The sequence below is a fragment of the Gilvibacter sp. CC01 genome (assembly GCF_055755295.1).
The window spans coordinates 1099093-1123791 of sequence record NZ_CM146909.1 but is presented as its reverse complement, the minus strand read 5'-3'; the positions used below and the strand labels follow the sequence as shown (position 1 = coordinate 1123791).

20 protein-coding genes and 1 tRNA gene are annotated in these 24699 nt (G+C 43.9%); 11 read left to right on the top strand and 10 right to left on the bottom strand.

Going from position 1 to position 24699, the window contains the following annotated elements; translation table 11 throughout:
* Positions 1-93 precede the first annotated feature (93 nt).
* From AC0J2F_RS05335 to AC0J2F_RS05320, 4 genes are all read right to left on the bottom strand, one after another.
* Complete coding sequence (locus AC0J2F_RS05335) at positions 94-1509, bottom strand: MBL fold metallo-hydrolase (RefSeq protein ID WP_473009158.1); 1416 nt, start codon at positions 1507-1509, stop codon at positions 94-96.
* A 307-nt stretch (positions 1510-1816) separates the two neighbouring features.
* Positions 1817-2617 carry a sulfite exporter TauE/SafE family protein gene (locus AC0J2F_RS05330; RefSeq protein ID WP_374958381.1) on the bottom strand — a complete coding sequence of 267 codons (801 nt, stop codon included), beginning with the start codon at positions 2615-2617 and terminating at the stop codon, positions 1817-1819.
* Between the two features lie 67 nt (positions 2618-2684).
* The gene (locus tag AC0J2F_RS05325; protein WP_473009157.1) at positions 2685-3311 is read right to left on the bottom strand and encodes a Crp/Fnr family transcriptional regulator; all 627 of its coding nucleotides are present in this window, start codon (positions 3309-3311) and stop codon (positions 2685-2687) included.
* Between the two features lie 399 nt (positions 3312-3710).
* Positions 3711-3783: transfer RNA gene (locus AC0J2F_RS05320), tRNA-Phe, on the bottom strand.
* 151 nt (positions 3784-3934) lie between these two features.
* Here AC0J2F_RS05320 and AC0J2F_RS05315 point away from each other — a divergent pair.
* The 7 genes from AC0J2F_RS05315 to AC0J2F_RS05285 all read left to right on the top strand — a co-directional run bounded on the left by AC0J2F_RS05315 (position 3935) and on the right by AC0J2F_RS05285 (position 11491).
* Positions 3935-4669, top strand: coding sequence for a type III pantothenate kinase (locus tag AC0J2F_RS05315; RefSeq protein ID WP_473009156.1), 735 nt, complete (start codon positions 3935-3937; stop codon positions 4667-4669).
* The gene (locus AC0J2F_RS05310) at positions 4662-5903 is read left to right on the top strand and encodes a hypothetical protein (protein WP_473009155.1); all 1242 of its coding nucleotides are present in this window, start codon (positions 4662-4664) and stop codon (positions 5901-5903) included. Before AC0J2F_RS05315 ends, AC0J2F_RS05310 begins: the two co-directional genes overlap by 8 nt.
* A gap of 19 nt (positions 5904-5922) precedes the next feature.
* Entirely contained in the window at positions 5923-7293 is a 1371-nt protein-coding gene (locus AC0J2F_RS05305; RefSeq protein WP_473009154.1) for a hypothetical protein, read from the top strand.
* An 8-nt stretch (positions 7294-7301) separates the two neighbouring features.
* The gene (gene lptC / locus AC0J2F_RS05300) at positions 7302-7874 is read left to right on the top strand and encodes an LPS export ABC transporter periplasmic protein LptC (RefSeq protein ID WP_473009153.1); all 573 of its coding nucleotides are present in this window, start codon (positions 7302-7304) and stop codon (positions 7872-7874) included.
* The gene (locus AC0J2F_RS05295; RefSeq protein WP_087524400.1) at positions 7864-8064 is read left to right on the top strand and encodes a hypothetical protein; all 201 of its coding nucleotides are present in this window, start codon (positions 7864-7866) and stop codon (positions 8062-8064) included. Before lptC ends, AC0J2F_RS05295 begins: the two co-directional genes overlap by 11 nt.
* Complete coding sequence (locus AC0J2F_RS05290) at positions 8064-9317, top strand: hemolysin family protein (RefSeq protein ID WP_473009152.1); 1254 nt, start codon at positions 8064-8066, stop codon at positions 9315-9317. The genes AC0J2F_RS05295 and AC0J2F_RS05290 overlap by 1 nt, the downstream gene beginning before the upstream one ends.
* Before the next feature lie 92 nt (positions 9318-9409).
* Positions 9410-11491, top strand: coding sequence for a peptidylprolyl isomerase (locus AC0J2F_RS05285; RefSeq protein WP_473009151.1), 2082 nt, complete (start codon positions 9410-9412; stop codon positions 11489-11491).
* A 33-nt stretch (positions 11492-11524) separates the two neighbouring features.
* Here AC0J2F_RS05285 and AC0J2F_RS05280 read toward each other — a convergent pair whose 3' ends face one another.
* Positions 11525-12451 (bottom strand): GYDIA family GHMP kinase, encoded by a 927-nt coding sequence (locus AC0J2F_RS05280; protein WP_473009150.1) that lies wholly within the window; start codon positions 12449-12451, stop codon positions 11525-11527.
* A gap of 2 nt (positions 12452-12453) precedes the next feature.
* Positions 12454-13764 (bottom strand): hydroxymethylglutaryl-CoA reductase, degradative, encoded by a 1311-nt coding sequence (locus AC0J2F_RS05275; RefSeq protein WP_374958386.1) that lies wholly within the window; start codon positions 13762-13764, stop codon positions 12454-12456.
* Positions 13765-13918: 154 nt separating this feature from the next.
* On the opposite strand from AC0J2F_RS05275, the gene AC0J2F_RS05270 reads away from it, so the two are divergent.
* The 3 genes from AC0J2F_RS05270 (at position 13919) to AC0J2F_RS05260 (ending at position 18359) form a co-directional block, all read left to right on the top strand.
* The gene (locus AC0J2F_RS05270; RefSeq protein WP_473009149.1) at positions 13919-16090 is read left to right on the top strand and encodes a S9 family peptidase; all 2172 of its coding nucleotides are present in this window, start codon (positions 13919-13921) and stop codon (positions 16088-16090) included.
* A 25-nt stretch (positions 16091-16115) separates the two neighbouring features.
* A complete protein-coding gene (locus AC0J2F_RS05265) occupies positions 16116-17708 on the top strand; it encodes a peptide MFS transporter (RefSeq protein WP_473009148.1) in 1593 nt (530 codons plus the stop codon).
* Between the two features lie 111 nt (positions 17709-17819).
* Positions 17820-18359: a thioredoxin family protein gene (locus AC0J2F_RS05260; RefSeq protein WP_473009147.1), complete on the top strand. Its 540-nt coding sequence runs from the start codon at positions 17820-17822 to the stop codon at positions 18357-18359.
* Positions 18360-18382: 23 nt separating this feature from the next.
* On the opposite strand, the gene AC0J2F_RS05255 is transcribed toward AC0J2F_RS05260, so the two are convergent.
* The 4 genes from AC0J2F_RS05255 to AC0J2F_RS05240 are packed head-to-tail and all read right to left on the bottom strand — an operon-like array spanning position 18383 to position 22386.
* On the bottom strand, positions 18383-20392 hold the full coding sequence (locus tag AC0J2F_RS05255) for a ComEC/Rec2 family competence protein (RefSeq protein ID WP_473009146.1): 2010 nt from the start codon (positions 20390-20392) through the stop codon (positions 18383-18385).
* Positions 20393-20442: 50 nt separating this feature from the next.
* A complete protein-coding gene (locus tag AC0J2F_RS05250) occupies positions 20443-20940 on the bottom strand; it encodes a C40 family peptidase (protein ID WP_473009145.1) in 498 nt (165 codons plus the stop codon).
* A 39-nt stretch (positions 20941-20979) separates the two neighbouring features.
* Positions 20980-22092 carry a lipid-A-disaccharide synthase gene (gene lpxB / locus AC0J2F_RS05245; protein ID WP_473009144.1) on the bottom strand — a complete coding sequence of 371 codons (1113 nt, stop codon included), beginning with the start codon at positions 22090-22092 and terminating at the stop codon, positions 20980-20982.
* Between the two features lie 3 nt (positions 22093-22095).
* Positions 22096-22386 (bottom strand): hypothetical protein, encoded by a 291-nt coding sequence (locus AC0J2F_RS05240; protein ID WP_087524411.1) that lies wholly within the window; start codon positions 22384-22386, stop codon positions 22096-22098.
* Positions 22387-22551: 165 nt separating this feature from the next.
* Here AC0J2F_RS05240 and AC0J2F_RS05235 point away from each other — a divergent pair, with 165 nt between their 5' ends.
* On the top strand, positions 22552-24693 hold the full coding sequence (locus tag AC0J2F_RS05235; protein ID WP_473009143.1) for a carboxy terminal-processing peptidase: 2142 nt from the start codon (positions 22552-22554) through the stop codon (positions 24691-24693).
* The last annotated feature ends 6 nt before the right edge of the window (positions 24694-24699 follow it).

Here is a 24699-nt window from a genome sequence, read left to right as displayed (position 1 = left end):
CTAGGGTCTACGGCGAGCTGTTGGCTGTCCGTTTGAGTTCATTTTTTTAGTTAGCCCGGAGCCAAAACTCCGGGCTTGCAACAACTAAAAAAACTACAAGAGTGTGGTAGGGCAGACATAGTCTGTGCTTGGCACAGTTGTCTCCTTTATGGCTGCAAAACCACCTTGTACATCGGTAATTTGATCCCAACCTCTTTGTTTGAGCATAGAAGAAGCAATCATGCTTCTGTATCCTCCAGCACAGTGTAACACCAAGGCTTTGTCCTTTGGAATTTCTGCGAGATGTTGGTTCAGTTCGTTAAGGGGGACATTGGTCGCTCCGATAACGTGTTGCGAGTCATACTCGCTCTTTTTGCGTACATCAAAAAGCAAAACAGCGTCTTCTTTCACCATGGCAGCTAGCGTCTCAGCACTAATGCGGTTCACAGTGTCAATTTCTTTGTCTGAAGTTCTCCAGACGTCAAATCCACCTTTTAAGAACCCAATTACGCCGTCATAACCCACTCGAGATAGACGTGTAATGGCCTCTTCTTCTTTTCCAGGTTCGGTGATCAACAAGATCTCCTGTTGCACACTAGGGATCAATTCCCCAACCCATTGGGCAAAGTTTCCGTTAAGGCCAATATTGATACTGTTGGGAATAAAGCCTTGTGCAAATATTTCAGGATCGCGTACATCGAGCATCAAAGCGCCAGTTTCATTGGCAGCAGCCTCAAATGCCTCTGGACTCAATGGTTGCTGAGCGCGCTGCATTACGGTATCTAAAGATTCGTATCCCTTAATATTCATCAATACATTTTGCGGGAAGTAGCTCGGCGGTGCGGTAAGTCCTGTAAGTAATTCGTCTATGAATTCTTCCTTGGTCATGTCTGCTCTCAAGGCGTAGTTTACTTTTTTCTGATTGCCCAAAGTGTCTGTGGTTTCTTTACTCATCATTTTCCCACAGGCAGATCCTGCTCCGTGATTTGGATACACGATCAAGTGATCTGGCAAGGTCATGATCTTGTTGCGTAGGGAATCGAAGAGATGACCAGCGAGCTTTTCCTCGGTTAAGTCAGAAACTACATGCTGAGCAAGATCGGGTCGGCCTACATCGCCAATAAATAAGGTGTCTCCGGTTATAATGCCGTGCATTTCACCATGCTGATCAATAAGCAAATAGGTGGTGCTCTCCATGGTATGACCAGGAGTATGGATCACTTTTACTGTATAGCGTCCAATTTTAAACTCTTGTCCGTCTGTTGCGATAAGAGCGTCGTAGCTAGGCTTGGCTAAAGGACCAAATACGATCTGTGCGCCTGTTGCTTTTTTAAGGTCTAAGTGCCCGCTAACAAAGTCGGCGTGAAAGTGCGTTTCAAAAACGTACTTGATCTTCGCGTTGTCTTTCTGGGCTCTATCTAAATAAGGCCCTACTTCGCGTAAGGGGTCAAAAATTGCAGCTTCGCCCTGATCTTCCAAATAATAGGCAGCGTGGGCCAAGCATCCGGTATAAATTTGTTCTATTCGCATCGTATTGAACGTTTTAAAAGTTTGTTAGTTCAAAAGTAGGTTGCGGAATATTCTTAAAAAGTGACGAATGTTACATTTGCCCAAGTTTTTGGGTAAAAAATCTATTCCAACCGCATATCCCGTCAAAAACCACCGTTTCAATTCGCTTTTCAATTTAACCGTAGCGCTGCTATGGCTTAAATTTCCAAAGCTGTGGTTTTTCTTGCGCTTTGCGGTTTCATTAATGAAGTTTTACCCAAAAACTCGGGCTTGCCGGTTTTGAGAAAAAATTGTAAAAACGTATAAAATCAAGTAAAAAGGGCCAGATTTAAGCTGAAAGCTCCATAAAAATGATGTAAACGGCCATAAGTAAGACAAACCAGCCGAAGGCTTTTTTGAGTTTTTTGCCTTCAATGAATCCGCCTATCCAGATACCTAAGAATATCCCGACAACAGAAATAGCGGTAAAGGGTAGCAAGAAGCCCCAATCGATCTCCAGATTCTCTACATCCCCAATAAAACCGATCAAAGATTTAATGGCAATGATAAGCAGTGAGGTGGCTACTGCTTTTTTCATGGGTAATTTTGCCAGCAAGACCAAAGCAGGAATGATTAGAAATCCGCCGCCGGCGCCAACAAGACCTGTCAATACACCTACAGCTAATCCTTCTACCAATATCAAGGGGTAGTTGTATTTTACTTCAGTGGCTTCCTCTTGTTTTTGCTTCTTGTTGCTGATCATAGAAAAAGAGGCCAGCAGCATGATAAAGGCAAAGAAGATCATGATGGCAATATCCTTGGTCACCACAAAGTCACTTATGGTGGCTAACTCCTCTGGTATTGCGGGAATTATGTATTTACGAGTAGCGTAGACCGCTGCAAAGGCTGGGATAGCAAAAACGATGGCTGTTCTAAAGTCAACCAGCCCTTTTTGTATGTTGCGCAAGGCGCCAACTAAAGCAGAGACACCTACTACAAATAAAGAATATGCCGTTGCTATTACAGGGTTGTATCCTAATAGATAGACCATTACAGGTACTGTGAGTATCGATCCACCACCGCCAATAAGGCCTAAAACCAACCCTATAACAAGGGCACCGATATATCCTAAAATTTCCAAGATCTCCATATTTGATTACAGCGGCAAATTTAGGTTGGTGCAAAATGGTAAACGGTAACTCAGGTCACACATGGTTTTATAGTAGGGTGATATGGCTGCGATTTAGCGCAATGCGCTTTTCGTTTTCTAGTTTTTTGAGAATTCTAGAGATCACTACTCTAGAGGTATGTAGTTCTTGGGCGATTTCTTTATGGGTGTTGCGCACATCCTTACTGCCCGTTATCTGCGATTTTTCTGCCAGTAATTTCATAACTCGATCCTCCAAATTCATAAAGGCTATGGAGTCAATGGCGTCTAACATCTCCATAAGTCTGTCGTGATAGCTGTCCATCACAAAGCCGCGCCAGCTCTTGTATTTGCCTAGCCAGCTCTCCATGTGCTGAACGGGTATCATAATGAGTTGGGTATCGGTTTCTGTGACCGCTTTGATCTCGCTTTTTGTAAAGCCCATGCAGCAGCTCAAGGTCATGGCGCAAGTGTCGCCTTTTTCTAAAAAGTAGAGCAGTAGTTCCTCTCCGTCCTGATCTTCTCGCATGATCTTAATGGCTCCTTTAAGTAAAAGCGGCATCGATTTTACGTATTGGCCAAAATCCATCAATACCGTATCTGCCGGGACGTTTTTAAAAACTCCAACGGTTGCTATCTCTTGCAGGAGTTCGCGTTCGAACTGTCCGCCGTACAAGTCAATGAGTAATTCTTCCATAGTTGCAGCACTAAGGTACGCGCTTAGTGGAATTTAATTCCTATCGGCGTGGTGGAGTATTTAGTTTTTGTGGGCGCCTGCCTTCGGCACCGCGCTATTCGCTGCAACTCCTCGCTCGCAAGCTCGCTGTGGGGTTTTCGCTGCTATCGCTGGCGCGGGAGTGGTGATGGTAAATATATTCTCCGCTAGCGCCAGACTCTGTCTGGTGCTAACTAGAAATATTGCTCCAGGATTCTTTGAGCTATCGCTCAAAGTTCCATTGTTACCTCTTTTGCAAATGCAAAACTCCACCGCCTTCGGCGTTGAGTTTTTTATACTCTTCCGCTTACGCAAGCGAGCTTGCGGCGCGTGCGAGCATAAAAAAACCCACTCCAATTGGAGTGGGTTTTGCGCTTGTTGTGGTACCTCCAGGAATCGAACCAGGGACACACGGATTTTCAGTCCGTTGCTCTACCAACTGAGCTAAGGTACCATCGCTAAAAGCGGAGGCAAATATAATCCTTATTTGGTTTACACAAAACATAAAGTTAAAAAAATTGGAGAAAACGGCTTGCCGTTTTTAGCATGGGATTAACAGTTGGTTCTGTATCAGAATTGTACATTTACCGCCATTAGTCCTCACAATGAATCTTATTGTAGACATAGGCAACACCAGAACCAAGTTTGCGGTATTTAAAGACGGCATCCTGCAGGAGCTCAAATACAGCGAAGCAGGAACAGAATCCCAACAGTTAGAGCAGCTATTGGAGCAGTATCCGGAGTTAGAAAAGGCCATACTCTCTGCCACTGGTCATATCCCCGATGCACTTTACAACGGTCTCAATCAGGCCTTGGCACTTATTCCCCTGAGCCATCGTCTGCTATTGCCTTTTAAGAATTTGTATGCCACGCCAGAGACACTAGGCTTAGACAGAATTGCCTTAGTTGCCGCGGCTGCTAAGCATTTTCCAGGGCAGAATTGCTTAGTTATTGACGCAGGTACCTGTGTGACCTTCGATCTTCTGGAATCAGATGGCAGTTATCGTGGAGGAGCTATTTCTCCTGGGCTAAGGATGCGTTATGAGGCCATGCATCACTTCACGGCCAATTTGCCGTTATTAGATCCGCAGCAAATCGAAAGCTACCAGGGAGACTCCACAGCCAACGCCATGCACGCGGGCGCATTTAGAGGCCTAATTCACGAATTGGACGGGGCAATAGACGAGTCTAAAGCTCGCTTTGACGATTTAACAGTGATTTTAACAGGAGGAGATGCTCAAATTTTGCGAGATCACTTAAAAAATGGCATATTTGCCAACTCAAATTTTTTGTTAGAAGGTCTTGACTTCCTTCTCGAATTGAATGCTTTACATGAATAGATGCTTAGTATTGGCAGTTTGTTTGCTGCTTAGCTTTAGTGCAGTTGCACAAAATAACACCGCTTCTCCTTATTCTTTTGGTGGAATTGGACTTATTAAGTTCCGCGGAACAGTAGACCTGGAATCCATGGGAGGGATGAGTGTTTTTTCAGATAGCATTCACACCAATGTGATGAATCCTGCCTCTTATGCCAACCTGCGATACACCAATTATTCGGTTGGAGGTCAGTTCAACAGCACGAATTTAGAAGAAGGCGGTGCCAAAGAAAAAACACAGATCACGTCTTTAGACTATGTGATCGTTGGGATTCCAGCCGGGCGCTTCGGTGCCAGTTTTGGATTGTACCCTTACAGTGCAGTAGGTTATGATCTGGAAAACAGCGTAGATGGTCAGCTAACTCGATTTACAGGTACCGGAGGTTTGACCAAAGTATACCTAGGGCTTGGATACAACCTATTCGACGGCTTGAACATAGGGCTTGAAGCCCAATACAACTTTGGAAACATTAGAAACCAAGGGCTTTTTAACGACGACGATATTCAATTCGGTACGCAAGAAGTTAACCGTTCAGATATCTCAGGACTCAACTTTGTCTTGGGGGCACATTATACCAAGGCCTTATCTGAAAAACTAGAACTTCAAGCTAGTATGACCTATATACCAAGCAGCGATCTTACCGTATCGAACTTTAGAGAGATCGCAACGGTATTGGTAACAGAGACTGGAGGTATCGGAGGTGCAGAGATCACCGAAGTTACTGTACAGGACTCTGAGATAGAATTTCCGAGCCGCTTGAGTTTTGGGCTTGGAATGGGAGAAAAGAATAAATGGTTCGTTGGAGGAGAATACATCAGCCAGGGTACTAGTGTTTTGACCAACAGAAGTTTTGACTTGCCGAATATCACTTACGAAGATGCTACCAAGGTTCGCTTGGGAGGATTCTACCTGCCAAAATACAATTCACTTACAAGTTACTGGAGCCGAATCACTTACCGCGCTGGATTGCGCTTTGAGGATACAGGAATCCTAGTTTCTGGAGAATCCATCAATGAGTTTGGCATGTCTTTTGGATTAGGGTTCCCAGTTGGACGTCGTATTTCGAATATAAACCTCGGAGTAGAGCTTGGAAGCCGCGGAACAACCGACTTTCAATTGGTCCAAGAAAATTTCGTAAATGTGTTTATTAGCTTATCTTTGAACGATAAGTGGTTCATTAAGAGAAAATATGATTAACCAGAGAAATAAAAGAGCGATGAAAACAAGATTAACTGTGGCGCTTGTAGCGTTATTAACTATGAGTAGCTTGAGCTTAAACGCACAGCTAAGTGCAGAGGAATGCGCCACTACTGGATCCGTATTTTATGAAAGTGCCAAAGTTGGAAACTACGATGCCGCTTACGAGCCTTTTATGCAATTGCGTAAGGATTGTCCAAAATGGAGTTTGGCCCTTTATCAACTAGGTGAAAAGCTTCTTAAGGATCGTATCAAAAAAGGAGTCAATAAGACTGCGGATGTGAACGATCTAATGAAATTGTACGAAGAGCGTATGACGCATTTTCCATCTAAAACCAAAAAAGGTGATGTAATGGGAGACATCGCACAGCTTAAGTACGACAATAAAATGGGCTCTACCATGGAGCAGTTCAAGGCATTCGATGCTGCACAAAAAGAAGATCCGGATAACTTCACCTCTCCGAAGCAATTGTACATCTACTTCAACCTGGCAACAGACTTGGTAGATGCGAACCAAATGCCTTTGGAAGACTACTTTGAACTATACGACCTATTGATCTCTAAGATCGAAGGTAAAGAAAGTGATATGGCTAAGATCATTTCTACGCTAAGCGAGAAAGAAGAAGCTGGAACTATCACTTCTAAAGAATCTAAAAAACTAAACGCAGCTAGTAAGAACTCTGATAGCTACGGAAAGATCAAAGGATCTATCAACACCTTATTAGGACAGCGTGCAGATTGTGAGAACCTTGTGCCACTATATGAGAAGCAATTCGAAGAGCGCAAAGGAGATATCAAATGGGTACGCGTTGCTGCTGGTCGTTTGAGTGCTAAGGACTGTAACGACGGAGACATCTTCTTCCGTTTGGTGCAGCAGCTGCACAACTTGGAGCCTTCTGCAAAGTCTGCCTTCTACCTTGGAAAGCTTGCTGAGAAAGACGGTAACAACTCTCAGGCCCTAGACTACTACAACCAGTCTGCGGAGCTAGAGACCAATCCGAGTGATCAAGCCAAAGTGTACTATCAGATCGCAGAGAACTTCCGCAAGAAAGGAAGCTACGGACAAGCGAGAAGCTACTACAACAAGGCCTTAGATGTTAAGCCATCTATGGGAATCTGCTACCTGCGAATCGCCAAGATGTATGCAGACAGTGCTAACAACTGTGGTACAGATGTATTCTCTAAGCGTGCTGTGTACTGGAAGGCTGCAGAAATGGCTCGTAAAGCCGGACGTGTAGACGGTTCATTGGCCGGAACAGCAAATGCAACTGCATCTTCTTACCAAGGACGTGCACCGAGCAAGCAAGATATCTTTACCAGCGGTCGTGCAGGAGAGACCATCTCTTTCGGATGCTGGATGGGTGGATCTGTTAAGGTTCCTAGTCTATAAGGATGTCTTTGAAAAATAAAAGATTAAGAGGCGTGATCGCAGTTTTGGCTGTGATCGCGCTTTTTTCATGTCAGGAAGACTTCGATAAGGTCAGGAACATAAATCTGGCCAGTGATGATCCGGTAGGTATAGGAGAGAACGCCAATGCCATTCATACCGATTCTGGCATGGTGGTGGCCAACTTATTGGCTCCAAAATTCTTAGATTTTAGCAACCGCAGTTTTTCCTATTCGGAGTTTCCAGAAGGCGTGACCGTCTACTTTTACGAAGATGATAAAAAGAGCACCATTACGGCAGACTACGCCATTCGCTATGATCAGACAGGGCTGGTAGATCTAAGAGGCAACGTGGTGCTAATTACGGCAGACAGCACCCAGCTTTTGGCAGATCAGGTCTATTGGGATCAGAACGACAATTGGATCTTCTCAGACCGCCCGTATCGCATTAAATTCAATGACGGTTCTTATAACGACGGCAGTAGTTTTGATTCTAACAAAGATTTCACGACCTTTCTATCACGTAAGAACACAGGCGTACAATTAATAGAGAACGAAAACCCGCAAACAGACGATGGGATCTAAACTTTTTCAGCTTTTTGAATATGTATACTTGGCCATGGCCGCTTTCTCCATTTATTTGGTGATCGCTAATTGGGAGGTCGACAGAGGTCGTGCCTATCTTTTTGCCATGTTCGCTGTAGTGGCTGTGTTTATGTTCTTCTTCAGACGCAAGTTCAGGCGTAAGATGGAAGATCACAAGCGCAATCAATAATGGAGATCACCCTACTGATTATTCTGGTTTCGATCTTGCTTTCGGCTTTCTTTTCCGGAATGGAGATCGCCTATATCTCATCCAACAAAATTCATATAGAGATAGAGAAGAAGCAGAACGACCTCATGGCCGGTTTGCTCAAGCGCATTACCAAAAGACCTTCTAAATTTATCGCTACCATGTTGGTAGGCAATAATATTGCCTTGGTGGTCTATGGGTTTTATATGGGTGATCTACTGGTACAACTGCTACCGGTTGAGGGTCCAGGAAAACTGCTCTTACATACCTTGGTCTCTACTATTGTCATTTTGATTACTGCAGAGTTTTTACCAAAAGTGTTCTTTCAGGTGTATGCCAATACCTTTGTCAAGCTTTTTGCTTTGCCAGCCTATATCTTTTATTTGCTCTTTTCGGTGATTTCTGAATTTGTCATTTGGATCTCTGACCTGGTCTTAAAGTATATTTTTAAGACAGAGGGCGACGCAGTACAATTGAGCTTTTCTAAGACCGAGTTGGGAAATTATATCTCTGAGCAAATGGAGATCGCTCATGACGATGACGACATAGACACCGAGATACAGATCTTTCAGAACGCCTTGGACTTTTCCGAAGTAAAATCTAGAGAGGTCATGGTGCCGCGTACGGAAATGGAAGCGGTAGATATCAGCACCGCTACGGCCGATCTAAGAGAAACATTTATCAATACTGGCTTTTCCAAGATCCTGATCTACAAGGAGAACATAGATAATATAGTCGGCTATGTGCATTCCTTTGATCTTTTTAAAAAGCCGCAGAACATCAAAAAAGTACTAATGCCGGTGGTCTTTGTTCCAGAAACTATGTTGGTTAAAGATGTGCTCAATATCCTTACTAAAAAGCGCAAAAGTATAGCCGTGGTCTTGGACGAATACGGAGGTACTTCTGGTATGATGACCGTGGAGGATATTGTAGAGGAGCTCTTTGGAGAGATCCAAGACGAACACGACAGTGACGATCTGCACGAAGAGGTGCTTACAGAAGACCACTACAGATTCTCTGCCCGTTTAGAGGTGGATTATATTAACGAAACTCACAAACTGGGCTTACCAGAGCACGACGATTACGAAACCCTAGGGGGCATGATCGTTTACTTCACCGAGGGAATTCCGCAGCAGGGAGACAGCCTGCAAATAGAGCAGTTCAAGGTAGATATCTTAGAGGTGTCCAATACCAAAATAGAACTGGTCGAAATCAAACGTTTAGAAGAAGACTAATTTTTGGTCAAAAAGCAGTGAATTTTAGGGATTCATACTTTTATTAATCGACCAAAAACAGTACTTTCGCACCCTATAAATTTTCGAGTAAAATGGCAATTTTAAATAGTATTCGTAAACGAGGTATCTTTTTGATCATCATTATCGCGATGGCCTTGTTTGCATTTGTGATCTCTGGTATCATTGACAATGGCGGTCTTAAAGGAGGCGGAGTGGAGAGCAACGTCGCTACTGTAAACGGAACAGATATAGACCGTGTGGCATTCAACAACCTTGTAGAGGCGCAGTCCAGACAATACGGAGGAGCTGCCAGTCAGTCTCAGGTTCGCAATATCGTTTGGGAACAGCAGGTTCGCAAGGCCATCTTAGAAGGCAAGTTAGAAGACTTAGGTTTTACTGCGGAGGCCAACTTTACCAAAAAAGCCCTAACCGATGCTTTTCAAAACCAACCAGATTTCTTCAACGAGGCCGGAGTTTTTGATTATGCCAAACTGGAAGAACACATCAGATTCCAAAAAGAAAATGACCTGACCTACGCCCAGTGGCTTGCCACAGAGAACGAGGTAGTTTCTCAGGCGCTACAACAGGCTTATTTGAATATGGTTCAAGGAAGTGCTAGCCCATCTGCAATAGATGGAAAATGGGAGTATCACCTAGAGAACGACAAGGTAGATATCCAATACGTGCAGATTCCTTACGGAAGCATTCCAGACGACCAAGCTGTAGTAACAGACGCTGAGATCGAAGCATACATGCGCGATCACCAAGAGCGTTTTACTGTAGATCCACGTGTAGATGTACAATATGTTCTGTTTGCCGGTAACGCATCCGCAGCAGACGAACTAGCGACTACTCAAGAGATCAATGACCTTATCAACGACACCATTAACGGTTTAGCAACTACGACAGACCTAGCCGCTTTGGTGAACAGCCAATCTGAGATTCCTTACAGTGATCGTTTCTTGTTCAAAGGACAAGTGCCTGCTAGCATTGCAGATTCTATCTTTAGCCGAAACGAAGGTGATATTTACGGGCCGTACAAGGAGCGTGGATATATTATGGCTACTCGTATTGAAGCTAAGCGCATGTTGCCAGATTCAGTTAAAGCACGTCACATTTTGATTCCTGTTGGTACTAACCCAACAGACAATGTATTGCGCTCTGAAGCTCAGGCCAAAACAACGGCAGACAGCTTGTTGACAGTGCTTAAAACTGATCGTTCTAAGTTCGAAGAATTGGTTTCTGCTTTTAGTTCAGATCAAGGTTCTATCGAACGTGGTGGACTTTATGACTGGTATCCGTACAACCGTATGGTTCCTGCCTTCCGCGATTTCACTTTCGAAGAAGAAGTTGGAAGCTTAGGCGTAGTTAAATCTGATTTTGGTTACCACATTATAGAGGTCTTAGATCAGAAGAATCCACAAGAAGCTGTGAAACTAGCTACTGTAGCCAAGTCATTACGCGCTTCTCAAGAGACTATCAATAACCTCTTTACCGATGCAACCACTTTCCAATTGGCTGCAGAAAAAGGCGATTTTGCCGCTGTTGCACAAGAGGGAGCTTACGGAGTACGTCCGGTTAATGCAGTGGGTGAGCTAGACGAGAACATCTCTGGCTTAGGATCACAGCGCACCTTGGTGAATTGGGCCTTTAACGAAGAAACTGCTGTTGGAGACATTAAGCGTTTTGACGTTGGCGATGGTTTCGCTGTTGTACAATTGGTTCGCAGAAATCTAGAAAAGGCTTTGATGAGCAATGCAGAAGGTTCTGCCATTGTGACTCCTATCTTGCGTAAGCAGAAGAAGGCAAAAATGATCCGCGAGCAATTAAGTGGTTCTACCCTAGAAGAGATCGCACAAAGTCAATCCCAAACCGTTCAAACGGCGCAGGCCATAAACAGAAAGTCTCCAACTATCGCTGGAGCTGCTACAGAACCTAAAGTAGTAGGAGCAGCCTTTGGTTTAAAGCCAGGAGAAGTATCTGGTCCTATAGATGGTAATAACGGAGTATACGTAGTGCGTCTAACAGCTAAGAACATTGCTCCTGAGCTAGAAGATTACAGTGCTTTTGTTGCAAGAGCGCGTCAGGCTCAAGGTACAAGTGATGCTGTAAACGCTTACAACGCTCTTAAGAAAGCTGCGGATATTGAAGATAACCGAGCTACTTTCTACTAGTAGAAAAACATATTTATAAAAAAACCCTGAGGCTTAGCTTCGGGGTTTTTTTATGACCATTTCGTTAAAGGGTATAATTGTTTTATAGCCTCTTGAACTGAAGTAAGAGGCCGTAGTATCGTCTCCGCTAACAAGCACAAAATCGCCGCCCCAAGCCCCTAAGCTTTTAATGATTCCCGCCTGATAATCAGGAAACAGTTCCGATTGGATTCTCGGCTGGTCTATTACTTGGGCAATGAGTTCTTCATGCTGGAGCATTAGGGAGTCAAATTCATCTTTACTGCGCGTAAGGATGAGTTGCTCCCCAAGACCATTAACTATCTCAAAGATCTTTGCACTAGGCTTGGACTTGCTGCGGTAACCCGCAATACCTAGCTTGCTGTTCATTTTCTGATTCAGATAGACAAAATACAGCCGATCTGCAAAAGGCCAATCCAAACTTATTGGCGTTACCAAGCGCTCTTCTGAACTGCGTTTCTGATAGCGAATTGGCCCTGTACTGTAAGCGCAAGCAATATCGTAGCCGCTACCCCCAAAGGCGGCATCTAAAAGCGCGAAGGGATCTACCTCTGCCCACTGGGCCAGGTTGTTGATCAAGGTAGAAGAACTGCCCAAGCCCCATTCTCGAGGAAATTCCAAATGGGTGGTAGCCTCAGTGCTTTTTAGTTCGAGTGCAAATTGTGGGTTTAAGTCCAAACAGCTGTTGAGTAGTTGTCGAAGCTGCTCTTTTATAGGGTCATTTGCAATAGGCTCAGATAAACGCGCCAGATCAAAATCCGCAGTAAACCACAAGGCACCTTCATGATCATAACTGCTCCATTGCAAGCCGTGATTTCCTGTGGCTTTAACGCGTAGTTCTTGACCTTTTTGTGTGGGCACTGCAAGGGCCTCGGCACCGTCGAGTACTAAATATTCTCCAGTGAGTAGTAGTTTTCCGTTGCTGTGGAAGGACCTTTCCATCTTTATGGGCGTAGACTTTCTAAAAAACTCACGGCGGCAGCGTGGCTCACCGTATTGGCTTTAAAGTGTTCTATGGCAGCTTCTTTTTCATGAGGAGTCGCTTCTAATTGGTTTAGAATATTCATCAGGTGCATTTTCATATGTCCCTTTTGAATGCCGGTGGTAGTAAGCGATCGGAGCGCAGCGAAATTCTGTGCTAAACCGGCAACGGCCATGATCTGCATAAGTTCTTTGGCTCCTGGATTGCCCAGCATCTCAAAACAAAGTTTAACCAGCGGATGCAGCTTGGTTAAGCCTCCTACTGTTCCTATGGCCAATGGAATCTCTATCCAAAAACGAAATACACCGTCGGACACTGCTGCATGGGTAAGACTGCGGTAATGACCATCTTTACTTGCGTAGGCATGTACGCCGGCCTCTACTGCTCTAAAATCATTTCCAGTAGCCAAAACTACTGCGTCTATACCATTCATGATACCTTTGTTGTGTGTCACGGCTCTGCGGACTTCTGTCTGGGCTATTTGAACGGCTCTAGCAAACTTGGTGGCAAATTCCTGACCACTCATGCCGGCCTGTGCTAATTCATCTACCGGACAACTCACTTCTGCCCGTACGATACACTCCGGTACATAGTTAGACAGTATGCTCATAACTACTTCTAGCTGATCTTCTTCTGTGATAAGCGTAGATTTAGCTGCTTCTCGGAGTAACGAACTTGCGAATTGTTCCAAACAACTATTTATAAAATTAGCGCCCATGGCGTCCAAGGTCTCAAAAGTGGCGTGCAACTGATAATAGCCCGCTAGCTCTTGTGTCTTGTCGCGGAGTTCCAGATCTAAGATTCCTCCGCCGCGTTTGCGCATATTTGTGGTTATGGACTCACAGTCCGCAAGCAGGGTGGGCTTTACTTCATCAAAAAACGCTTCTAAACGGTTACTGTCGCCGTAAAAATTAAGGTGAACCTGTCCGTTCTTTACAGACGAAATAACTTTTGCCTTAAAGCCGCCTTTGTCCAACCAAAATTTAGCTGCATTACTCGCCGCGGCCACTACCGAACTCTCTTCTATAGCCATCGGAATAGCGTACATCTTACCATTAATGGCAAAGTTAGGGGCTACACCCAGGGGTAAATAATAATTGGAGATAGTGTTCTCTATGAATTCGTCGTGGAGTTGCTGGAGTTTTTGGTCGCTGTTCCAGTATTGCTGTAAAACGCGAATTCCGGCTTGGACATCGTTAAAATAGTTTTCAGCCAACCAGCTGATTTTTTGGCTTTTGCTCAACTTGGAAAAGCCAGAGATCGGAGTACTCATGAGTGCTAAATAAATCCATTGCAAATATACTATTTTGAAAATGGAGGACTCGCAGAAAAATAGCGGGTTTTGTGTGTATTTAACACCAAAACAGCCCCTTTTTTGATGAATTTTTAGTAAACTTGGCCTTACAATTTTTTAACTCCCTTAGACTATGCAGGGTTCAAAATGGATCTTGGGCGTTTTCTTTCTTTGCGCCTCCCTTGGTATTGCACAAAAAAAACAAATAACCTTAGAAGACATCTGGCAAGGAGAATTCCGAACCCAGTATATGGATCGCCTGCAATCGCTTGATAACGGCAAGGAATATGTAGTGCTCAATTACGACCGTAAGGCACGTGCTTCTACCGTTGATGTATACGATTACGCTACCTCAGAAAAGGTGAGAACCTTGGTTAATACCCAGTCTTTGGACGGTATTGACTACATTATCAGCTACGAACTAAGCGATGACGAATCTAAAATGCTGATCGCTACACAGCTGCAATCTATTTACAGAAGATCTACCCTAGGAACTTACTACGTTTACGATCTGGATTCTGAATCTTTGGAATTGGTTGCCGATATGCCTATCCAAGAGCCGACCTTTAGTCCGGACGGTTCTAAGGTCGCCTATGGCTACAACAACAATATTTACGTTCGCGATCTGGCTTCCGGAACTACCACAGAGGTGACCACAGACGGAAAAAAGAACCGTATAATCAATGGAATCACAGATTGGGTATACGAGGAAGAATTTGGCTTTGTTCGCGCTTTCGATTGGAACGCTGCGGGTACGCATATTGCCTATATTCGTTTTGATGAGACTCAGGTTCCTGAATTCTCTATGGATGTATACGGCAAGGACCTCTACCAGACCCAACAGGTCTTTAAATATCCCAAGGCAGGCGAACAGAATGCAACCGTAAGCTTACATCTTTACGAACTGGCTTCCGGAAAAAAGTCAGACGTGGACCTGACTGCATATAACTCCTACTATATTCCTCGCATAAAGTGGACCAAAGACCCAAATGTGCTTTCGGTTCAATTGACCAATAGAAAACAGAACACGGTAGATATAGTCTTTGTAGATGCACAGAGCAACAGCAGTAAATTGGTTTTACAAGACACAGACAACGCCTATGTTGATATAACCGATAACCTGACCTTTTTGGCCAATAACAGTTTTATCTGGACCAGTGAGAAAGACGGTTGGAATCATATATATCACTACGACAAGAACGGAAAGCTACTCAATCAAGTTACCGATGGCGATTGGGAGGTGACCCGTTATTACGGATTCGACACTAAGACAGGGCGTATCTATTATCAGAGCTCGGAGCGCGGGAGTATTTATCGCGATGTGTATTCCATTTTGCCTAGTGGCGAGAACAAGGTGCAACTCACCAAGCGTCCTGGGACGAATTCAGCGTCGTTTTCTGCGGACTTTAGCTATTTTATAAATACTTTTTCCAGTGCCATGGTGCCGCCTGTGTATACCTTGCACAACGCTTTGGACGGAGAGAAGGTCCGTGAGATCTTGAACAATACAGAACTCAGAACAAAACTGCTTGCCTATGATATGTCTGAAAAGGAGTTTTCTTCTATTGAGGTCAATGGGAATGAGCTCAATATGTATATGATCAAACCCGCTGACTTTGATCCGAACAAAAAATACCCGCTCTTTATGTACCAGTACTCTGGACCGGGCTCTCAAAATGTGGCGGATCGTTGGGGTGGTTCTAACGACTACTGGCACCAAATGCTGGCGCAACAAGACATCATAGTAGTTTGTGTAGACGGCCGCGGAACCGGACTAAAAGGTCGCGACTTTAAGAAAGTGACCCAATTGGAACTTGGAAAATACGAAGTGCAAGACCAGATCGGTGCTGCACAAAAATTGGCCGAACTGCCGTATATAGATGGAGATCGTATTGGTATTTGGGGTTGGAGTTACGGAGGATTCATGTCTGCCAATTGCCTGTTCCAAGGTGCGGATACCTTTAGTATGGCCATAGCGGTAGCTCCTGTTGGAAGCTGGCGTTTTTACGATACCATTTACACCGAACGTTATATGAGCACTCCGCAGGAAAACCCGGGAGGCTACGACAATAACTCACCGATAACACATGTAGACAAATTAAAGGGAGACTTCCTTTTGGTACACGGAACGGCGGATGACAACGTTCATGTGCAGAACTCTACACGTCTGGTTGAAGCCTTAGTACAGGCAAATAAACAATTCGATTGGGCCATGTACCCAGACAAGAATCACGGCATTTATGGCGGGAACACTCGCCTGCACCTATACACCAAAATGACCAACTTCATTTTGGAAAACCTATAAACGAAAACTAACTAAATCGAGATTTATGGAATTTAAATTTGGAGGCTCGGAAACCAACCAAAGAACAGTCTTAGGACATCCTTCTGGTCTGTTTGTGTTGTTCTTTACAGAGATGTGGGAACGATTTTCTTATTACGGCATGCGCGCTTTGCTCGTTCTGTTCTTAACAGCAGCGATCTTAGGCGAAGGTGGCTGGGGTTGGGAGCGCTCAGAAGCATTATTGCTTTATGGATGGTATACTGGACTGGTATACATTACCCCCATCATAGGTGGTTTCATTGCCGATAAGATCATGGGCTATCGCAATGCAGTGGTACTCGGTGCCTTGTTGATGACCTTGGGTCACGCATCTATGGCCTTGGAGGTTACTGCAGATTTGTTCTTTTATGCAGGTCTGGGACTTTTGATCATTGGTAACGGACTCTTTAAGCCGAATATCTCTTCTATGGTAGGACAGTTATATAAGTCTCAAGGGAAAGAAAAAGATGCCGGTTATACCATTTTCTACATGGGAATCAACGCTGGAGCTTTCTTAGGGATCTTGCTTTGTGGTTATATAGGTGAAACTGTAGGTTGGCATTACGGATTCGGATTGGCAGGAATCTTTATGTTCTTCGGAATGCTGCAGTTCTATTTTGCACAGAAGATCTTTGGCAATATCGGTTTGAGGCCTAATCAATCCGATGATCTGGACGATGTTGTAGAAGATGCACTAGAAGACACCAAAGATGCTGTAGAAGATGTTATGGACGAAGCCACAAAATCTAAAGTGGTTTCAGATCGCTTGAAGGTGATAGGTGTATTTGCTTTCTTTACGGTATTCTTCTGGTGGGCCTTTGAACAGGCTGGTGGTTCAATGACCATTTTTGCTGCGGATTATACCGATCGCGTATTGGAGGGCAGTGGAGCCATGACCTTTAAGATCGTGAATGCTTTGCTAACCGTGGTGCCGATGATGATCATTACATATGTACTTTACTTGCTTTTTAAGCAAACCTTTCAGAAGTATGCGGTCTCCAATATTTTCTTGGGAACCAGTTTTGTCATCATTTGGGGGATCATCATCTGGATGTTGAACTTGGAATTCTCTAAAGATATCGCGGAGGTAAAAGCGTCCTGGTTTGGAATCTTGAATTCCTTCTTTATCATTGCCTTTGCACCTTTATTCTCCAAGATATGGACTAGTAAGTACAATCCGTCAGGACCTGTGAAATTTGCTATCGGTCTTATTTTGCTCGGACTAGGTTTCGCTATTCTTTCTTTCGGTTCCATGGGTATTCCATTAGGAGCTAAAACGGCTTCTGTGAGCATGATTTTCTTAGTGTTGGCATATCTTTTTCACACTTTGGGAGAATTGTGTATCTCTCCAGTGGGCTTGTCATATGTAAGTAAATTAGCGCCGCTGAAACTTGTGGGGATGATGTTCGGAGTTTGGTTTGTGGCGAACTTTATCGCTAACCTTACTGCTGGGGTTACAGGTTCTTACATTGATCCTATAGTAGAAGAGTACGGGATGAGTACCTTCTTCTTGATCTTTACCCTTATCCCGTTTGCAGCAGGTATTATTATGCTTATCCTTAACAAGACCTTGGTTCGCATGATGCACGGCATCCGCTAGGTCCTGTTAAACAATACATAAATGAAAAAAGCGTTCCCTTAAAACGGAACGCTTTTTGCTATTTTTGAAATGCACCCCAAGTTTTGCGACTGAAAGAAAAATGATTGTGTGATGAGAAATTACTTGACCTTGCTACTGCTTATGCTGACTTTGACCGGTCTGGCTCAGAATGAAATCCAATGGATGACCATGAACGAAGCCTTAGCCGCTCAAAAGCAAGAACCTAAAAAGATCTTTATGGACGTTTACACCAATTGGTGTGGTCCCTGTAAGTTGATGGATAGAAATACTTTTGGTAACAAAAAAGTGGCTCGATTCATCAATAAGAATTTCTACCCGGTAAAATTCAATGCAGAAGGAACAGAGCCTATAGACTATCAAGGCTTTGTTTATACCAACCCGAATTATCAAGAAGGCCGTCGCGGCAGAAACGCTACTCACTTCTTTGCAGATGCCTTGCGTTTACAAGGATATCCGAGTATCGTATTCTTTGAAGAAGACGGCACATTAATACAAGCACTTCCTGGATATCGATCGCCAAAACAAATCGAGATCTATCTGAAAATGATAGCCAATGACGATTACAAGGAACTCACCACTGTGGAAGCTTGGGAAGCTTATCAAAACAACTTTAAAGGTAAATTTGAGTAGTATTTATTTAGCAAAATTTTCCATTACTCAAATACAAAGGCTCCCTGTTGCGAAGTGTCGTAGAAAGGGAGCCTTTCTTTTTTAGCAGTAGCTAGCCATCGCTGTTTGGAGCTGTTGAAAGAACTGCCATCTGCTATGATCAGCTTAGGGTGGTACCGGTTTATCCAACGTTCTAAGTGAATTTTGGCGTTGTTGGTCAGCAGAAATACATCAATAGGTTCCAAATTCAATTCCGCAGTATAACTACCATCTATAATTAGTATCCGTCGACCTTCATAACAGAACAAATTTGGCGTTGATAACTCTTGTAGTCGAGTAATGTTTTCTGCTTGCACATAGGCACTACGACCGTAATTGGCTTCCAAGCTGTCGCTTTGATAAACAACTAGCTGCTTGCCTTTGCGCTGCCAAAGCTCTGTGCGTCCAAATTGTTGGCTAATAATTAGAGCTGAGGTTTTTTCAGCTTGTTGTATTCGTATTAGAACACCTAACCCAATACACAGAGAAAATAATAAAGGAAATAGGCGTAAAGGCTGTTTTAAATAGGTCCATCCAACTAAAAAACTACTCCAAAGAAAGGTCAAAAGAACAGCAACCCCAAAGCTCGGAAATGCCAAGTTTGCCTCTGGCAGCTCACTGATGTATTTGGTCAAGGTTCGCAATAGATCCACAGCGAATTCTAAGGGAATAAAAAGCAGTTCGGCCTGTGGCCAAAGCATTACTGCGATCAAGCTTATAATTCCATAAACTAGAAGCAGTCCAACAAAGGGAAGTACTATCAAATTCGACAATAGGAAATACAAGGGGAACTGATGAAAGTAATACAGGCTTAAAGGCGCTGTCCCGCCTTGGGCAACTAGGCTGACTCCGCAGAGTTGCCAAAGCTTCTTTACGCCTTTTGTTTTTGGAGCTTGCGCATTCCATACCGGCATAAGCCAGAGGATAAAGAAAACAGCCATATAACTGAGCTCAAACCCTAATTGGAAGGCAAAGAAGGGATCGATCAGCAATAAGATCCAAAGAGAAACAAAGAGTGAATTCATACTGTGACCGCGAGCTAAAAATGTTCTGCCAAAGAGGATGCAGCTAAACATGGTGGCGGCACGTAACACAGAAACGCTCGCTCCTGTTAATAGGGCAAAGGTCCAAATGCTCAGTATGGTCAAAAGAAAAATTAGCTTATTCCCGTATTTGAAACGATTAAGGAAGTTGAGTACCTGGCGTGTAAATAACAGCACTATCCCTAAATGTAAGCCAGATACAGCGAGTAAATGCATGATACCGGCAGTGGCGAATTGCTGCTTGGTTTCTGGGTCGAGCTGACTTTTATTGCCTAAAAGTAAGGCGGCCAATAGCTCAAAATTTTCTTGATGCTGTAAATACTTGTTTAAAGTTTCGCTAGCCTGTGCTTGCCAAAGGGCAGGACGTTCATGCCAAGTCAAAGGAATTTTATACAAGGGTTTTAGGCTTTTCGCAGCGCCACTCCAATTAAGCCCTATACCTTGGTATTTCATGTATTTGGCATAATCGAAACTTCCGGGGTTCTTCGCTGAAGCTATTTTTGTCAGCTTGGCATTAGTGTCCCAGCTGCTTCCAATTTTGAGGTAATGGCAACTACTGTCTTTTTTCACGCGAACCAAAAAGCGTAGTCTGCTGTGTTCTTTATCGAGCAGTTTAGCTTCGTACTTAACATGGTAAGCTGTCTCATTGCCTTGACTGATTATCTGAAACCTCAGCGTCTTGCTAGTTGCTACCTTGTGAGCGAGTTGCTCCTGTTCCAGATTAAAACGCTGTTCTTTAGCCTGGATAAGAAGGGCTCCGCAGCAAAAGCAAGTACCGTAAGCTAGCACAGAGAAGAGGTAGGTTTTACTTGGAACTCCCAAAGGAACAAAACACATGAATAGCAGCAGAAGAACACAGTAGCATACTACCTCAAGAAGTAGGTCAAAGGAGAATGGGCTCGAGGGTCCAGCATAAATACCCAACAACAAGACCAGGCCCAAACGGACCAGAGGAAATTCTACAAATCCCATACCGATATGCTTTTATGGGAAGTGTGTTACGAAGCTTAAAAGTTAAGGATTTATAACACGCGTCTGGCACCGACAAAGGCCTTTCGCCAATAGTTTTCCGTTAAACGAGAAACAATCACCCCTTTGGAGGTGGTCGCGTGGATGAATTCAACATCCCCACCACTACTGGAAACTATAAGACCCACATGATTGATCTGTCGGCTGCTCTTATCGGTCTTAAAAAAGAGCAGGTCTCCCGGGCTTATCTCTGCCAGAGAGATAGAAACACCCCTTTTTGCCATGTCTCTAGAAATCCTTGGTAGCTGCAAACCCACCTGATCAAAGGACTTAAAGATCAATCCGGAGCAATCCATTCCAGAGCGGGTAGTACCTCCATAGCGGTAGCGCACGCCTTGAAAACTCAAGGCATAATCGACAATTTGCTTGGCTTTATTAGTTGTTTTAGAGGTCTTGGTATAGGTTCTGGAAGCTGTGGAGTTCCCCGAATTAGGTTTAGGTCCACAGGCAATAAGGAGCACAAAAAGTGGCAGGAAGTATAGTTTTTTCATGTAAGGTTTAAGATTTGGGCTGCTTAAACTTACTAAAATTTATGCAATAGATTCATAAATCAAAGCAGCTGTTTTAGCGCTTGCCCCTGTTCCTCCCAGCTTTTTCTCTAAAGCGAAGTAATCTAAAAAGAGCATTTTCCTGTGCTCAGGATCTAGGATCTTGTCTAGCTCCTGTTGTAATTTTTTAGTGTTGAATTCTCCTTGAATGAGTTCCGTTACGGCTGGCTTATCCAATATGAGATTAACCAAGGAGATATAATTGAGCTTTATAAGACGCTTGGCAATTTGATATGAGATCCAACTGCCTTTGTAACAGACAACTTGGGGGATTTTAAACAGGGCCGTCTCTAAGGTAGCGGTCCCGGAGGTGACCAAAGCTGCATCGGACACACTGAGAAGGTCGTAGGTCTTGTTTTGAATAAAACTCGCCTTTCTACCCTTTACGATCTGTTCGTAAAAGCTGGTCTCTTGACTTGGAGCACCAGCAATTACAAATTGGTGGTCTGGGTATTTGGGTACCATATCCAGCATTACATCGAGCATGGTGGTGATCTCTTGCTTGCGACTGCCCGGTAAGAGCGCAACGATAGGCCGCTCGTCTAATTGATGTTCCTGTCGGAATTTTTTAGGGTCTATCACTGGCCTATTGGCAATCGCGTCCAAAAGCGGATGGCCAACAAATTCGACCGAGAAATTGTGCTTTTCTTCGTAGAATTCTTTTTCAAAAGGCAAGATCACATACATGGCGTCTACATCGCGTTTTACCTTTTTGATGCGGCCTTCTTTCCAAGCCCAAAGCTGCGGTGAAATGTAATAGTGTGTCGGATAACCTTCTTTTTTTGCCCACTCGGCAATTCTAAAATTGAACCCGGGATAGTCTATAAAGATCAGCACATCTGGAGCAAATGCCGCTATGTCTTGTTTGCAGAATTTAATGTTCTTTAAAATAGTGCCCAGGTTGGCAACTACTTCTATAAAGCCCATAAAAGCCAATTCTTTAATGTGTTTCACCACCGTTGCGCCTTGGGCTTGCATTAGATCTCCGCCCCAACATCGAATCTCTGCTTGGGGATCTTCTTTCTTAAGCGCCTTGATCAGGTTGGAGCCGTGTAGGTCTCCTGAAGCTTCTCCGGCAATGATATAATACTTCATCGGCTAGGCTATAAAATAAAGAATATATGTTGTGATCGCGGTGATGAAAGTGGCCATGACCACACCTCGGGCCTCGTACTCTTTGTTGCGCTTAAGCAACCAAAAGAAAAGTAAAAGGTTGGGTAGTGCACCCAAGGCTAAGATCATCCAAAAGGCATCGCTATTCCAAAAAACATTAAAAGTTGACACAAAGCCACGGCCTTTTACCTGAGCAATAATAAACACGCAAAGAAGCACTCCAATGGTATTACAGGCAAGCCCGGCCAGCAGGCCTTTAAGTATTCGTTGTTTCATAAATCCGCAGCGATCGATAACAGATTCGATCCTTGTTTAGTCCTTGCTAAATTAAGCATTTTAACTGCTTTTATGCCCGATTTTGGTTTAACAAAAAATTAGTACCCACCCTGCGGAATGGCACGGTTTTTTCTATAATTTAGAGAGCTTATAAAAGATGATGTAATGCGATTAATGAAAAAGAATTTCAAACTGCTTATGTTGGCCGTATTTGTAGCCGCCGCATCTTGCAGTTTTACCACTAAAAGTTTTGAAGATCCCGATAAAGATAAACTCCTCATTGACCTGATAACCTATGTGTTGGAAAAGGGGCATTACGATGCCAAACAATTTGACGATAGCTTCTCAGAGGCGGTTTACAAGGACTTTATAAACAATGTAGATCCTATCAAGCGTTATTTTCTAGCGTCTGATATTGCCGAGTTTGAACAATACAAGACGTCCATAGACGACCAATTATTGGCCAAAGAACTGGATTTCTTCAATTTGGTTTACTCCAGATTGGACCAGCGCATTAAAGAAGCGCAAACCTATTATCCGGAGATATTAGATAAGCCTTTTGATTTTTCTGTGACTGAGGAGATCAACGTGGACTATGAGAATCTGCCTTATGCCAGCAACAAGAAAGAACTTAAGGATCGTTGGAGAAAGCAACTCAAATACACCACGCTTTCTACCTATTACGATAATATCGAAGACAACTTGTTCAAAGTAGAGAACGAGGAAGATTATACACCTAAGACCAAAGCCCAGTTAGAAGCCGATGCTCGTGAGACTACACTGAACAGCTTTAACGACAACTACAGCTTTGTAAACGACTTGGAGCGCAAAGACTATTTCGCCGTTTTCTTGAACTCGGTGGTAACTCAGTTCGATCCGCACACCAACTATTTTGCACCGCCAGACAGAGATCGATTCGACCTGCAAATGTCTGGGCGTTTAGAAGGTATTGGGGCGCGCTTACAAAAGCAGAGCGATTACATCAAAGTTGTAGAAGTAATTAGTGGAGGTCCGGCTTGGCGTGGAGAACATATCGAGGTTGGAGATGTTATCTTAAAAGTAAGACAAGAAGACGAGACCGACCCTACAAGTATTGTGGGTATGCGTGTAGACGACGCGGTAAAACTGATTAAAGGTCCGAAAGGCACGCAGGTTACACTCACCATTAAGCGTGTAGACGGGACCATAGAAGAAGAAACCATTACCAGAGATGTGGTAGAGATCGGGGAGACCTATGCTAAATCTGCGATCATTGAAAAGGAAGATCGCAAATTCGGACTCATCAACTTGCCAGCTTTCTATTTTACCATGCAAGATTATGAGGAGCGCAATGCCGCTGCCGATGTAAAAAAGGAGATCCTAGAGCTCAAACAACAAGGAATGGAAGGCCTTGTGCTGGACCTTAGAAATAATGGCGGTGGTTCTTTGAGAACCGCAGTAGACATTGCAGGTCTGTTCATTAAAGAAGGACCAGTAGTTCAGGTTGCCTCTAATGGTAAGCGCAAGGAAGTGCTTTCAGATCGCGATAGCGAGATCGTTTGGGATGGGCCGCTAGTTATTTTGGTGAACGATGCTTCTGCATCGGCCTCAGAGATCTTGGCTGCTGCCATGCAAGATTACAAGCGTGCAGTTATTATCGGAAGTAAACAAACCTACGGTAAGGGTACGGTTCAGAACCTACTTGATCTAAACCAATGGTTGCGCAACAACGATATGGGCGATATGGGAGCTTTAAAGCTTACCACTCAAAAGTATTATCGTGTTAATGGTGGTTCTACCCAATTGGAGGGAGTAAAGAGTGATGTTGTTATGCCAGGGCGTTACGCTTATTTGGACATAGGCGAGAAGGAGTATGACAATCCGCTGCCCTACGACAAGATCACTCCGGCGAACTATTCGCCTTATGATGGCTATATCGATTATGAGTCTACCATTAAAAGATCTAACGAGCGCATGGCTAAAAGTGCCGAGCTCAAGCTGATCGAAGAGAACGCTAAGTGGATCAAACAGCGCCAAGATGAGAACGTGGTCTCCTTGAATTTGGAGGCTTACACTCAGGCCATCAAAGATCGTGAGGATTATGCCAAACGCTTCGATGTCTTAGAAGATTACCAATCTGGTCTAAACTTCAAGTCTTTGCCAAAAGAGTTGGGATTGATCGAAATAGATTCTACCTTGGGCCAAAACAGACAGCGCTGGCACAAGAACCTTAGAAGCGATATCTATGTAGAAGAAGCCGTTAGCGTATTAGAAGACCTTAAACTCAACAATATAAGACAAGGTAGTCTGGCCAAGATCAAAGATTAAATGCCT